Raw genomic sequence first — 12002 nt, forward strand, 5'->3', positions numbered from 1 at the left:
GTACTACTTCTGGTCGGCGTAGGCCTTGATCAGGCGGTAGAGGAACTCGCGGCCGTGCATCACCGACTGGACGGCGATGTGCTCGTTCAGGCCGTGGATGTTGCCGGCGTCGTCGCCGCGGAACAGGGCCGAGAAGCCATAGGTCGGGATGCCCACGGCGATCAGCCGGCCGGCGTCGGTGCCGAAGGTCTCCTGCATCGGGGTGACCGGCACGCCGGGGAAGACCGCGGCCGCCACCGCCTCGATCGGCGCCATCACCTGGGGCGTCAGCGGCGAGGCCGGGGCGCGCGACGGACCGGCCGGCGTGCCGGTCACCTTGACCTGCGGATCGTTCACCGCAGCGACGATGGCCGCCTCGACCGGCGCCAGCGGCGTGCCGGGCGGCAGTCGGCAGTTGATCGTGGCGCGCGCCCGCTGCGGCTGGGCGTTGGCCGCGTGGCCGCCCTCGATCAGGGTTGGTATGCAGGTGGTGCGCAGCATGGCGCGATAGGCCACCGACCGGTTCAGGACCGCGTTGGCGGCGGGGTCCTGCGGGTCGGCCAGCACCGTGCGCATGGCCGCGCCGGTCTCGCCGCCGACGCGGGGCGCCAGGGCGGTGAAATAGGCCCGGTTGAAGGCGTTCAGCTCGGTGGGGAAGTTCAGGCTCTTCAGGTTGGCGACCGCCTGGCCCAGGCTGACGATCGGGTTCTCGGGCCGCGGCAGCGAGGAGTGGCCGCCCGGGCCCGTGACCTCGAGCGTGTAGTTGGCGAAGATCTTCTCGGCCGCCATGACGGTGACGGCCGGCCGGCGGCCATCGGCGCCGAGGGCGCCGCCGCCACCCTCGGTGAGCGCGATTCCGGCGTCGATCAGCGCGCGCTGGTTCTGGGCCAGCCAGGCGGCGCCGTTCACGAACCCGCCCTCCTCGCCGCAGGTCAGCGCCAGCTTAATCGTCCGCGCCGGCCGGTAACCCTCGTTATGGTAGCGGACCATGTTGTCGGCCCAGATGGCGTCCTGGGCCTTCATGTCGGACACGCCGCGCCCGAACAGCTGGCCGTCTTCCTCAATCAGGGTGAAGGGATCGCGGGTCCAGTCCTCGCGCCGGGCGTTGACCACGTCGATGTGGCCCAGCATCAGCACGGCCCTGGCCCTGGGGTCCTTGCCCGGCAGCACGGCGACCAGATTGCCGGCCTTGGGCGCGCCCTCGGGGACGAAGACGTGCAGGTCGCCGGCCGGGAAGCCCGCCGCGGTCATCCGCGCGGCGACCCTGGCGACGAGAGCGGTGCAGTCGCCGGTGGCGACGCTGGTGTCGGTCTCGACCATTTCCTTGAGCATCGCCCGGAAGGCGAGGTCGCCGGACGGCTGGGCGCGGGCCGCGACGGGGGCGGCCGCCACGACGGCAAGCGCCGCAGTGGCGATAAGGATCGGTCTCATGTCCGGACAGCCCCCAGGGTGCCCCGCAGCGTCGCAAGCGCGCCCGGGTGGCGCAAGGCCCGCCTCGCCCGGCTAAGCCGCCATCCGCGCCTTGAACACCCCGTCCGGCAGCTTCGCCGCCCGGGACGGGTGAAGGAAGAAGTAGTCCTTCCAGGGCAGGCCCTCGACCAGGGTGGTGCGTTCCTCCAGCCGGTCGCCGTTAAGCGCGAACATGCGGTAGCCGCGGTCGCGGAACAGGTCGAGGACCGCCTCGCCCGAGGCGCCGAAACGGGCCTGGAGCATAACCGGGTGGATCTCCAGCAGCACGTGCGGCTTGTCGCGGTCGAGGATAGCCAGCGCGCCCATCAGCGCCTTCAGCTCGGCGCCCTCGATGTCCATGCGGATGAAGTCGACGTGATCGAGGCCCTGCTCGGCGCAGAAGGCGTCCAGGGTGATCACAGGCGTCGGCTGGACCTCCATGCCGGCGTCTTCCAGGTCCGGGCGGGCCTGGCCGTTGGGCCTCGTCTCGGCGACATAGGCGTAGGCGCGACCCATGCGGCCGGAGGTCTTCTTGGGCGTCACCAGCAGCAGTTCGCCGGGCTTGTCGGCGACGGCGGCGTGGATGGCGGTGACCTGCTTGCCCATGCGGTGCCAGGCGATGCCGACCTTCAGCACCGCGAAGGCGAAGGCGGACGGCTCGAAGGCGTAGATCCGCGCCTTGGGGGCCACCTGGGTCATGACGTAGGAGTGGCGGCCGTCGCTGGCGCCCACGTGCAGGCACACCGGCGCGCCCGACAGCAGGTCGGCGAGGTAGGGGGTCTCAGGCTCGTGCTTGGCCCAGCTCTTGTTCCGCCGCCAGGCGCGGAAGGCGTGCCCCAGCACGCGTAGGGATGGCATCCAGACTCCGATCTACCCCGCCCCGTCCGCCGCTTACGCCGCGTCGCGGACCACCGTCATCATGTAGTTCACGTCCGTGTCAGTGGATTCCGTCCATCGGCCGGTGAGCGGGTTGAATACGACGCCGAAGGGGCCATCCACTACGACCGGCGCTTGTGCCAGGAAGTCGCGGACCTCGTCGGGCTTGAGGAACCGGTTCCAATCGTGGGTGCCGATCGGCAGCCAGCGCATGACATATTCGGCGCCGACCTTGGCCAGGGCCAGGGCTTTGAGCGTACGGTTGAGGGTGGCGACGATCATCAGGCCGCCGGGCTTCAGCAGCTGGGCGCAGGCGCGCAGGTAGTCGCCGGGGTCGGCCACGTGCTCGATCACCTCCATGTTGAGGATCACGTCGAACGGCGGCTCGCCGGCCGCGACCAGGGCCTCGGCGGTGGAGGCGCGGTAGTCGATGATGAGGCCCTGTTCGGCAGCGTGGACGCTGGCCGTGCCGACGTTGCGTTCCGAGGCGTCGACGCCGGTGACCTCGAAGCCCAGACGGGTCATCGGCTCGGACAGCAGGCCGCCGCCGCAGCCGATGTCCATTAGCCGCAGGCCTTCGAACGGCCGGCGCGCCGTGGGATCACGCTGGAAGTGGTAGAGGGCCTGGTCCCGGATGAAGCCCAGTCTTACCGGATTGAACCTGTGCAGCGGCGCGAACTTGCCGCGCGGGTCCCACCACTCGGCGGCGATGCGGGAAAACCGTTCGACCTCGGCGGGATCGATGGAGGATTTGGCGGTGGCGCTCATGCTCAGCGTATCAGCACGACTTCCACGCCCAGGTCCAGTTCGGCCCAGGCGCGATCGGCGGTGTAGACCGGCAGGCCGAGCCGCTTGCCCAGCGCCAGGCAGGCGCGGTCGCCGAGGGAGAGGCCACGCGAGCGCGTCGCGCGGCGCCAGAGGCCGGCCTGCAAGGCGTCATCGCCATCAAAGGGCTCGATCACCGCGGCCAGGCGACCAATCATACGCCCGATCGTCGCGTCATCGACGGGCTTATCGCCCAGCTTTTGCGCCACCTCCGCGAGGTTGACCGCAGAGATGTGAGCTTCGTCCAGGACGTCATGTAGTCGATCGCCACCGGGTTCGTTCCAGAACCAGGTCAGGATCGCTGATGTATCGAGCACCGCCCTAGTCACCCCACATCTCTCCGGAGTGCCGCTCCGCGATCAGTTCATCTACGATGGACCGCGTCGGGTCGGCATACGGCGCAAGGGCGACCTGTATTTTCTTCCATGCAGCTCTGCCGCTCAGGATGATCAGCCGATCCTCCTCGATTTCTGCGATCAGCACACCGCCCGGTCGAGCGCCCAACAAGGCTTGAACCTCATGCGGCAATCGGACTGACCCATCCGGCTCGACCACAAGTCGACAAATATCCGCAAATGGCGTCGAGGCCTCTGCGACCCCGGCGGGCAATTGCGTCGGCGATGGCCCTCGCAGTTTGTCGCCCTCCAGCACATTGCGGACGTGCTGGTAACGCTTCCCAAGAGCTCGGGCGATCTCAGCGCGGGGATATCCGGCGATGCTAAGCGCCCTGATCTTGTCAGACACCGTCATAGCCGAGGCGATGACGCGTGCACCTTCGACTCGATCCATGACCTGCCCCTTTGATAGGTAGATAGGTAGGTACCTGTCGCGCTCCGTCAATACCGTTGTGCGGCACGGGCGCCGCCGCTAGAACGGCCCGCTTTTGGGCGGAGGGGTCGGCGCGGCGTGGCTCGGCTGGTGATGAAATTCGGCGGCACGTCGGTGGCCGACCTGGAGCGCATCCGGCGGGTGGCGCGGCTCGTGAACGCCGAGGTCCAGGCGGGGCATCAGGTGGCTGTCGTGGTCTCGGCCATGGCGGGCAAGACCAATGAGCTGGTGGCCTGGACTGACGGGTCGGGCGCGGCGGCGCAGGGGCTGGCGGCCTCCGACGACGAATACGACGTGGTGGTGGCGTCGGGCGAGCAGGTGAGCGCCGGGCTGCTGGCCATGACGCTGCGCAATATGGGGACGCCGGCAAGGTCCTGGATGGGCTGGCAGATCCCGATCATCGCCGACGACAGCCACGGCCGCGCGCGGATCGACGAGATCCAGCCCGAGAAGCTGGGCGCGGCCATGGACGCCGGCGAGGTCGCGGTGATCGCGGGCTTCCAGGGGGTGACCCGCGACGGGCGCATCGCCACTCTGGGCCGGGGCGGATCGGACACCAGCGCCGTCGCCATCGCCGCCGCGCTCGGGTGCGGCTGTGACATCTACACCGACGTGGACGGGGTCTACACCACCGACCCGCGGATCGAATCCAAGGCCCGCAAGCTGGCCAAGATCTCCTACGAGGAGATGCTGGAGATGGCGTCGCTGGGCGCCAAGGTGCTGCAGACCCGCTCGGTCGAGCTCGCCATGGCCTATGGTGTGCCCGTGCGGGTGCTATCGAGTTTCGTAGAGCCGGGCGAGGCGCCGGGCCAAGGTACGATAGTGTGTGACGAGGAGGAGATCGTGGAGAAGCGCATCGTGAGCGGCGTGGCCTACAGCCGCGACGAGGCGAAGATCAGCCTCTTCGGTCTGCCGGACCATCCCGGGGTGTCGTCCACCATCTTCGGCGCCCTGGCCGACGCCAACGTCAACGTGGACATGATCGTCCAGTCCAAGGCCCGCACCGCCGACACCGCCAACATGGAATTCACGGTCGGCAAGCGTGACGCCCAGCGCGCCGTCGACATCGTGCGATCCGTCCAACCCAGCGTCGGCTTCGAGGACGTTCAGGTGAACGACGACGTGGCCAAGGTCTCGGTGATCGGCGTCGGCATGCGCAGCCACACCGGGGTGGCCAAGTCAATGTTCCAGGCGCTGGCCGACAAGGGCGTGAACATCCAGGTGATCTCGACCTCGGAGATCAAGATCAGCGTGCTGATCGACGCGGCCTATACGGAACTCGCGGTGCGGGCGCTGCACGCGGCCTATGGCCTGGACCAACTCTAGGCGGCCAGGCCCTCCGCCTCGGTGTACTCCAGATACCCGTCCTCGACGGCCGGGATGATTTCCAGCACCTCGAAATAGGGCAGGCCCAGGAACGGCGTGTCGCGCAGGGCGTCGATCAGGAAGTAATAGGCGCGCAGGTCGCGGGTCTCGAACACCGCCACATCCGTCGCCCGGCCGCTGAACGCCTCGGCGTCGTAGAACCGCAGGGCCACCTGCGGGTAGCGCGCGAAGATCGGCTTGATGGTCGCTTCGATGAAGGCGAAGCGCGCCTCGCGGGTCAGCGCGAGCCAGGCGGGCGAGCTGCGCAGCAGCATGAAGAAGGTGATCTTGGGGGCGTCCGTCATGGCTTTGCTCCAGGGTTGATATGGCGCAGTATGTGAGTAATTACTCGCTTTGGATGCTCGCGTTCCATGGACGTCCTCGACCTGCGCAAACGCCCGTCACAGCAGCGGTCTGCCCGGACCATGGACGTGGTGCTGGAGGCGGCGGCTCAGGTTCTGGAGGCCGGCGGACTCGGCGCGTTCAACACCAATGCGGTGGCGGCACGGGCCGGGGTGAGCATCGGATCGATCTACCAGTACTTCCCGGGCAAGGACGCGGTGATGGCGGCGCTGATCCGCCTTGAGGCCGCCCGGTTCGAGGCCGAACTCGCCAGGGCGCTGGAGGCCGCGGCCGACCTGCCCTTGGCTCAGGCGGTGGAGCGGCTGGTCGCCCTGGCCGTGGCCAGCCAGACGGCGCGGCCCAATCTGGCGCGGATCCTGGACCTGGAGGAGCGGCGGCTGGGGCTGGAGGCCGAGGTGACCATTCGGTCGCAGACCACCATCGGGCAACTGACGCAGTTCCTGGCGCGGCACGACGTGCCGGATCCACAGGTCGCGGCGGGAGATCTGCAGAATCTGGTGCGCGGCATGGTCGACGGCGCGCTCCACGCGGACCCGCATGACCTGACCCGGCGGATCGCCCGCGCGGCCATGGGCTATCTGTCAGGACAGGCGGGGGATCCCTGAGGCCCCGAGATTACCTGAGACGTCATTGCCTCGCCGCGATCCGCCGAGCCACCGTCGGCCACCATCAACCGGAGCGCCGCGATGTCCCACCAATTCCACAAGTTCTGGCTGAAGGTCACGGCCATCGTCGTCGGGTCATTCGGGCCGATCTTCTTCCTGGGAACGATGGCCCCGACGCTGGAGCCCGCGCGGCTGACCCTTGATATCCTGAGCTGGCCGATCGACGGCGCGACCACCTATGCGTCCCCTGACACGCGGTTCCTGTCGGCGTTGACCGGCGGTTTTCTCATGGGCTGGGGGGTCATGATCTGGTGCCTGTCGATGTGGGTCTATGACGCCGCGCCGGAGGGCGTGCGCCGCTCGGTGCTGACGGGCACGATCGCCTGGTTCCTGCTGGACAGCGCGGGGTCGATCGCGTCCGGCACCCCGTCGAACGCTGCCTTCAATGCCGTGGTTCTGCTGGTGGCCGTCGGACCGCTGTGGCGACCGGCGAGGACCTGACGACCCCGCTAGGCCCGTTCGGCTGAGCCGGTGAGGCGGAAGGCGGCCCAGGCGCCGGCGAGGGCAAGCGGGATCACGGCGACGAAGACCCAGATCGTGGCGGCGCGGGCGCTGGCGTCGGTCAGACCCTGCGAGAAGCCGACCACATTGGCGGCGACGCCGGAGATCGCCGCGCCGGCCGCCGCGCCGCACTGGCGCACGGCGGTGATGCCCGAGGAGCCGATGGCCTTGTCGTCGTCACGCAGCGCCATCAGCACGCGCCGGCTCATGAAGGCCCAGGCGAACCCGAACGCCGCGCCCATAAGGCCACCGGCCACCAGCATCCAGACCAGCGGCCCGTCGGCCAGGGTGAAGGGCAGCATGACCAGGCTGGAAATCAGCAGCAGGGCCCCGATGCGAACCCAGCGGGCGTCCCAGACCGCGCCGGCGCCGGCGACCGCCATGGCGGTGATTGTCCAAGCCATCGATTCCGCGCCCACCGCGTAGCCGGCCCACAGTGGGGTGAAGCCGCGAGTCTGCTGCAGGATCGCCGGGCCATAGATGGAAAAGCCCATCGAGGCGGCGGTGAGCGCGAACATCGCCGCATAGCCGGCGCCGACCACCGTCCTGACATCGCCCGCGCGATGGGGCAGCAGGCGCACCCGCAGCCGATCGTCGAGGCGTACGACCAGGACCAGGATCACCAGGCCGCCGACGACCAGGGCCACGGCGACGGGCAGGTTGGTCACCACATTGGCGACGGCGATGGCGCCGACGCCCAACCCCAGCACGCCCAGTTGCGCCCAGGGAATGCCCGGACCGCCGCTGGCCCGGCCCGCGCCGCCCAGCAGGAAGGGCGCGGCGAGGCTGAACAGTCCGGCCTGGGCCGCGAACAGCCAGAACACGTCGCGCCAATGGCCGCCCTCCAGGACCAGGCCGCCGAACAGCGGGCCCAGCACCGTGGCGATGCCCCACACGAAGGTGACGGCGGCGAACACCCGAGCCAGGTGGCGCTCGGGGAACAGCAGCGCGATGGCGACCATGGCAAAGCCGGAGATCCACCCGGAGCCCAGGCCCTGGATCAGGCGGCCGGCCAGGAACAGGCCCACATTGGGGGCCATCGCGCTGATGAGACAGCCCGCCACCATCACCAGCCCCGCCACCGCGGTGGCCGATCGGAGGCCGAACCTTTCCGACAGCCGCCCGGAGCTGGCCCCGGCCAGGATCGCGCCGACGAAATAACCGGCGGTGGCCCAGCTGAAGTAGGCATAGCCGCCGAGGTCGGCGCCGACGCTGGGCATGATGGTGGCGGTGACCAGGCTGTCGGCGGCGTTCAACCAGACGCCCAGGCAGATCAGGGCGAAGCGCGGCAGCCGCCCCTCCGCCAGCAGGTCCGCCCAGCCGGTGGCTTCGTTCATTTTGACAACTTCAGCCATGTCAAATTGGCGATAGACCGCGCCTCCGGATTTTGCAATACAATGATTGTCAAATGCATGCGCCGGCCGACCGCATCCTGTTCCAGCTCAAGACCCGCGGACCGGCGGAGACCCTCGCCCTGGCAGCGGTCCTGGGGGTCAGCCGGCAGGCCACCCTGCAACATCTGGAGCGCCTCGTCGCCGACGGGCTGGTGGCCCACACCGACGAACGCCGCGGCGTGGGCCGGCCGCGGCGCACCTGGTCGCTGACCGACATGGCCCAGGTCCGGTTCCCCGACACCCACGCCCAACTGACCCTGGAGATGCTGGACGCCGTCCGCGCCGAGTTCGGGGAGGACGGGGTCGAACGCCTGGTCGCCCGGCGCGAGCAGGCGACGGTGCGGGCCTATACGACGGCGCTGGCCGGGGCGAAGCGGCTGGAAGCCCGCGTCGCCCGGCTGGCCGAACTTCGGACGACGGAAGGCTACATGGCCGACTGGACGCCCGACCCTGGCGGCGGCTTCCTTCTCGTGGAAAACCACTGCCCCATCTGCGCGGCGGCGGCCGCCTGCCAGGGATTCTGCCGCGCCGAACTGCAGGTCTTCCGCGAGGCGCTGGGGCCGGACGTCAGCGTCGAGCGCACCGACCACATCCTGGCCGGCGCGCGGCGGTGCGCCTATCGGATCAGGCTGGCGGGCTGACGTCAGGGCGTCTCGGACGCCCGGTCCCGCCCCGGCGTCGCCAGGATCTCCAGCGCGCCGCGGTAGCCCAGATCGCGCAGGCGCTTCGCGAGGCCGCGCACAGTCTCCACCGGCGGCGCCGTCTCGCGCGTGAAGACGTAGACGTGCTCGATGCCGGGTTCGGCCGAGATGTACCAGGCGCCGTCCGGATCGATGGCGATGATGCGCATCTCGCGGGTGGGCCGCAGCGGCCCGAGCCGGTAGCGGAAGAGGACCGTGGCGTTAAGGCCGGGGTCGCGGACTTCGCCCGACCCTTCGATCGCGCGCTCGGCCGCATCCTGGCGGCCCGGGTGGCAGGATTCGTGGACCGTGATCCGGCCCTTGTCGTCGCGGCCATACGCCGTGACCGCCCATTCGCAACCCTTGGTCAGCCCCGCGGGGGTACGCGCCTGCTCGTGCCAGGCGCCGCTGTAGACGACGTCCGGCGCGATCGGGCCGACGGCCGGCGGGCCCGGGGTCGCCGCCGCGAGCAGCAGGGCTGCGCCGATCGCCAGTGACGTCAAGGAGGCCTCCTTCAGGGTTGCGCGTCCACCATCCGGAGGCGGGGCGTCGCCGTCAACGCCTCCGCCGCCTCGCGGTCGCTACCCCTACTTGCGCGCGCTCGCCCCCGGCAGCTGCGGCGCGAAGCCGGGCGCCCAGTGGTTGGCGGTGCCGGAGGTGACGTACCAGCTGATCAGCAGGGCGCAGATCAGGGCGCCAGGGACATAGGAGTTGGTGCGCCGGTAGGTGAAGGCCCCGATGATCCCGATGATCGCCAGCAGCGGCACGAACTGGATCGCCACGATGACGTTCAGCGGCTCGGTGGGGGTGCCCAGGAAGCCGGTCGTGAACAGGGTGGCGTATTCCCAGATCACCAGCACGCCGAAGCCCGCGGCCATGGCGATCTTGGCCCAGGCGAGCGCGGCGAAGGCCCCCTCCCCGCGCACCGCGATCGTGGCCGCCAGCGACCGCATGGCGACCAGGAAGAACAACGTCCAGAGCACCAGATAGGCGGGGAGTTCGAGCGCCCGGGCGGGGCTGAGCGGCTTCAGGCCCAGCACCCAGAAGCGGTAGTCGACCTTGAACGCCGCATCGACAATCACCAGCGAGACATAAGCCACGGCCATGGTCGCCAGGGCCGCCGCCGCCGAGAGCCCCCAGCGGTTGCTGAACGCCGGCTTCGAGCGCAGCACCAGGCCGATCAACAGGGTCAGAAGCGCGGTCCCCAGCGCCCAGACCAGCAGCTGATTCTGGATCCACTGCGGGAACGCGGCCATGGGAAAGAACCGCTGGCCGACTTTCATCAGCGGGAAGTAGGTCAGGGCCGGCAGGCCCGCGGTGATCGCCAGCGACAGCCACCAGCGGCCATTGCGCCGCTCGACCACCGGCCGGGCGGTTTCGTTCAGGCCCGCGAACGCCGGCAGTGTCAGCAGGAGGTCGAAGGTCGCCAGGATCAGCCCGACCATGCCGACGAAGGCGATCAGGGTGCCGATGTCCTTCCAGAGCCAGACCTGGTTGGCCACCGGCTTGGCGGCGGGGGCCGGCAGGGTGCGCTGGAACCAGTCGACCGCGTCCCCGACCCCGGCGCTGGAGAAGTGCTCCCAGGGGTGGGTGACCGGCGGGTTGGCCAGGACGCGGGCGGTGCCGGCGGCGATATCGCCATAGACGCGGTCCTCCTGGATCGGCCCGGTGACGCCGAAAATCGCCTGCAGCCGTTTGGAGGTGTTGACCAGCGAGCCCTTGGGCACCTGCCACATCAGCGGCGCGAACTCGTCGAACTGGCCGAACACCACCGCCAGGTTCCGCGGGTTGGCCGGCGCGGCGGCGCCCAGCAGGCCCGGCGTCGAGCCGGCCAGCACGATCGAGCGGTAGCCGTCCGGGTCGGAGACGGCCGCGGCCATCACCGGCCCGCCGCCCATGGAATGGCCCTCCATGCCGACGTGGGCCTTGTCCACCACCGGCAGGCTCTTGAGGTACTTCAGCGCCGCCGGGCCGCCGAACCCGGCCGTACCGACGATGCCGCCGGAGTAGCCGTGGCCGGTCATGTCCATGGCCAGCACCACGTAGCCGCGCCGGGCCAGCTCGATGGCGAACGGGCTCTGCATCTCGCGGGTGTTGATGTAGCCGTGACTGACCAGGATGGCGGGCGCCGGCGTCGCGGCGGTGGCGGTCCTGGGCGTGTAGAGCAGGCCCGAGATGGTGACCTTGGCCTCCGCCGGGAAGCTCACCTCGGCGACGCTGACGTTCCCACGGTCGGTCTGGATCGTATGCGCCAGGAACGCGCCGCCCAGGATCAAGGCCCAGGCCAGCCCAAAGGCCACCCATTTCCGCATATGTTCCCCCGAGACCCCTTGTCGCTGCCCCGGACGATGCCCCCGACGACGCGGAAGCTCAAGCATATCCCCTTGGCGCGGCTCCGGAACCCGCCGCAGTATGGCGGCCATGTACTCACGGCGCCGACTCGATGGCCTGGCGGACTCCATTTACGGCGTAGCCATGACCCTGCTCGTGCTCGAGATCCGCCTGCCCGAGGGGTTCGAGCCGCACTCCAGCCAGGACCTGCTCGACGCGCTTGGCGCGCTGGCCCCGAAGTTCTGGCCCTATGTGCTGAGCTTCGCGGTGCTGGGCGGCCGCTGGCGATCGGTCGTGAAGGATCGCACGGGGCACGAGCCGGTGGGGCAGCAGTATGTGAACTGGTGGCTGATCCACCTGCTGATGGTCACCTTCATCCCGTTTTCCAGCATGGTGATGGGCCGCTACGCCAGCCTACCGCCCGCGGTGTGGGTCTATGCGGCCAATCTCGCCGGCCTGTCGGTCGCCGGCTGGGGGCTGGCGGTCTCGGCGCCGGAGGCGGAGCGGGCGAAGGTGGGCGAGAACCGCGGCGGCGTGGTTATGCTGCTGATCTCGGCGGCCCTGGCGGTGGCCATCAGCTCTACGCGCCGCACTACGCGTCCCTGGCCTTCATCCTGAACGCCTTCAGCAAGCCGATGTCGCGCTGGCTGGATGGTCCGAATGCCGCCGCGCCCGGCGCGCATTAGGGTCCGTACTCAATACCGCTCATCCCGGCGAAGGCCGGGACCCAGACGGAAGGGCTCAGA

At 69.7% G+C, this 12002-nt stretch carries 14 protein-coding genes; 5 read left to right on the forward strand and 9 right to left on the reverse strand.

The window, feature by feature from the left end; all coding sequences use genetic code 11:
- Positions 1-3: 3 nt before the first annotated feature.
- The 5 genes from Q0R13_RS16540 to Q0R13_RS16560 form a co-directional block, all read right to left on the reverse strand.
- Positions 4-1410: a M20/M25/M40 family metallo-hydrolase gene (locus tag Q0R13_RS16540; RefSeq protein ID WP_293905919.1), complete on the reverse strand. Its 1407-nt coding sequence runs from the start codon at positions 1408-1410 to the stop codon at positions 4-6.
- A gap of 72 nt (positions 1411-1482) precedes the next feature.
- Positions 1483-2286: an FkbM family methyltransferase gene (locus tag Q0R13_RS16545; protein WP_293905921.1), complete on the reverse strand. Its 804-nt coding sequence runs from the start codon at positions 2284-2286 to the stop codon at positions 1483-1485.
- Between the two features lie 33 nt (positions 2287-2319).
- On the reverse strand, positions 2320-3072 hold the full coding sequence (gene ubiG / locus Q0R13_RS16550) for a bifunctional 2-polyprenyl-6-hydroxyphenol methylase/3-demethylubiquinol 3-O-methyltransferase UbiG (protein WP_293905923.1): 753 nt from the start codon (positions 3070-3072) through the stop codon (positions 2320-2322).
- A gap of 2 nt (positions 3073-3074) precedes the next feature.
- Complete coding sequence (locus Q0R13_RS16555) at positions 3075-3446, reverse strand: type II toxin-antitoxin system VapC family toxin (protein WP_293905925.1); 372 nt, start codon at positions 3444-3446, stop codon at positions 3075-3077.
- 4 nt (positions 3447-3450) lie between these two features.
- Positions 3451-3918, reverse strand: a complete 468-nt coding sequence (locus Q0R13_RS16560) for an AbrB/MazE/SpoVT family DNA-binding domain-containing protein (RefSeq protein ID WP_293905927.1) — start codon at positions 3916-3918, stop codon at positions 3451-3453.
- Between the two features lie 117 nt (positions 3919-4035).
- Between Q0R13_RS16560 and Q0R13_RS16565 the strand changes: the two genes are divergently transcribed.
- Positions 4036-5283, forward strand: a complete 1248-nt coding sequence (locus Q0R13_RS16565; RefSeq protein ID WP_293905929.1) for an aspartate kinase — start codon at positions 4036-4038, stop codon at positions 5281-5283.
- Here Q0R13_RS16565 and Q0R13_RS16570 read toward each other — a convergent pair.
- Positions 5280-5627 (reverse strand): darcynin family protein, encoded by a 348-nt coding sequence (locus tag Q0R13_RS16570; protein ID WP_293905931.1) that lies wholly within the window; start codon positions 5625-5627, stop codon positions 5280-5282. The genes Q0R13_RS16565 and Q0R13_RS16570 overlap by 4 nt on opposite strands.
- 66 nt (positions 5628-5693) lie before the next feature.
- On the opposite strand from Q0R13_RS16570, the gene Q0R13_RS16575 reads away from it, so the two are divergent.
- The gene (locus tag Q0R13_RS16575) at positions 5694-6290 is read left to right on the forward strand and encodes a TetR/AcrR family transcriptional regulator (RefSeq protein ID WP_293905933.1); all 597 of its coding nucleotides are present in this window, start codon (positions 5694-5696) and stop codon (positions 6288-6290) included.
- An 81-nt stretch (positions 6291-6371) separates the two neighbouring features.
- Positions 6372-6791, forward strand: coding sequence for a hypothetical protein (locus tag Q0R13_RS16580; protein ID WP_293905935.1), 420 nt, complete (start codon positions 6372-6374; stop codon positions 6789-6791).
- An 8-nt stretch (positions 6792-6799) separates the two neighbouring features.
- Here the strand turns inward: Q0R13_RS16580 and Q0R13_RS16585 are convergent, their stop codons facing one another.
- A complete protein-coding gene (locus Q0R13_RS16585) occupies positions 6800-8188 on the reverse strand; it encodes an MFS transporter (protein WP_293905937.1) in 1389 nt (462 codons plus the stop codon).
- 71 nt (positions 8189-8259) lie between these two features.
- On the opposite strand from Q0R13_RS16585, the gene Q0R13_RS16590 reads away from it, so the two are divergent.
- The gene (locus Q0R13_RS16590; RefSeq protein ID WP_293905939.1) at positions 8260-8886 is read left to right on the forward strand and encodes a metalloregulator ArsR/SmtB family transcription factor; all 627 of its coding nucleotides are present in this window, start codon (positions 8260-8262) and stop codon (positions 8884-8886) included.
- 2 nt (positions 8887-8888) lie between these two features.
- Here the strand turns inward: Q0R13_RS16590 and Q0R13_RS16595 are convergent, their stop codons facing one another.
- Both Q0R13_RS16595 and Q0R13_RS16600 read right to left on the reverse strand, forming a co-directional pair.
- Positions 8889-9428 (reverse strand): lipocalin family protein, encoded by a 540-nt coding sequence (locus Q0R13_RS16595; protein WP_293905941.1) that lies wholly within the window; start codon positions 9426-9428, stop codon positions 8889-8891.
- An 84-nt stretch (positions 9429-9512) separates the two neighbouring features.
- Positions 9513-11237, reverse strand: a complete 1725-nt coding sequence (locus Q0R13_RS16600; protein ID WP_293905943.1) for an alpha/beta fold hydrolase — start codon at positions 11235-11237, stop codon at positions 9513-9515.
- Positions 11238-11346: 109 nt separating this feature from the next.
- Between Q0R13_RS16600 and Q0R13_RS16605 the strand changes: the two genes are divergently transcribed.
- A complete protein-coding gene (locus Q0R13_RS16605) occupies positions 11347-11874 on the forward strand; it encodes a TMEM175 family protein (RefSeq protein WP_293905945.1) in 528 nt (175 codons plus the stop codon).
- Positions 11875-12002: the final 128 nt, after the last annotated feature.

The sequence above is a fragment of the Phenylobacterium sp. genome (assembly GCF_025351295.1).
Classification (GTDB): domain Bacteria; phylum Pseudomonadota; class Alphaproteobacteria; order Caulobacterales; family Caulobacteraceae; genus Phenylobacterium.

What these genes read in the sequence shown, in the direction of transcription:
- Q0R13_RS16540 (WP_293905919.1), bottom strand. Translation starts at nt 1,410, where the DNA reads ATGAGACCGATCCTTATCGCCACTGCGGCGCTTGCCGTCGTGGCGGCC.
- Q0R13_RS16545 (WP_293905921.1), bottom strand. Translation starts at nt 2,286, where the DNA reads ATGCCATCCCTACGCGTGCTGGGGCACGCCTTCCGCGCCTGGCGGCGG.
- ubiG (WP_293905923.1), bottom strand. Translation starts at nt 3,072, where the DNA reads ATGAGCGCCACCGCCAAATCCTCCATCGATCCCGCCGAGGTCGAACGG.
- Q0R13_RS16560 (WP_293905927.1), bottom strand. Translation starts at nt 3,918, where the DNA reads ATGGATCGAGTCGAAGGTGCACGCGTCATCGCCTCGGCTATGACGGTG.
- Q0R13_RS16570 (WP_293905931.1), bottom strand. Translation starts at nt 5,627, where the DNA reads ATGACGGACGCCCCCAAGATCACCTTCTTCATGCTGCTGCGCAGCTCG.
- Q0R13_RS16575 (WP_293905933.1), top strand. Translation starts at nt 5,694, where the DNA reads ATGGACGTCCTCGACCTGCGCAAACGCCCGTCACAGCAGCGGTCTGCC.
- Q0R13_RS16580 (WP_293905935.1), top strand. Translation starts at nt 6,372, where the DNA reads ATGTCCCACCAATTCCACAAGTTCTGGCTGAAGGTCACGGCCATCGTC.
- Q0R13_RS16585 (WP_293905937.1), bottom strand. Translation starts at nt 8,188, where the DNA reads ATGAACGAAGCCACCGGCTGGGCGGACCTGCTGGCGGAGGGGCGGCTG.
- Q0R13_RS16590 (WP_293905939.1), top strand. Translation starts at nt 8,260, where the DNA reads ATGCATGCGCCGGCCGACCGCATCCTGTTCCAGCTCAAGACCCGCGGA.
- Q0R13_RS16600 (WP_293905943.1), bottom strand. Translation starts at nt 11,237, where the DNA reads ATGCGGAAATGGGTGGCCTTTGGGCTGGCCTGGGCCTTGATCCTGGGC.
- Q0R13_RS16605 (WP_293905945.1), top strand. Translation starts at nt 11,347, where the DNA reads ATGTACTCACGGCGCCGACTCGATGGCCTGGCGGACTCCATTTACGGC.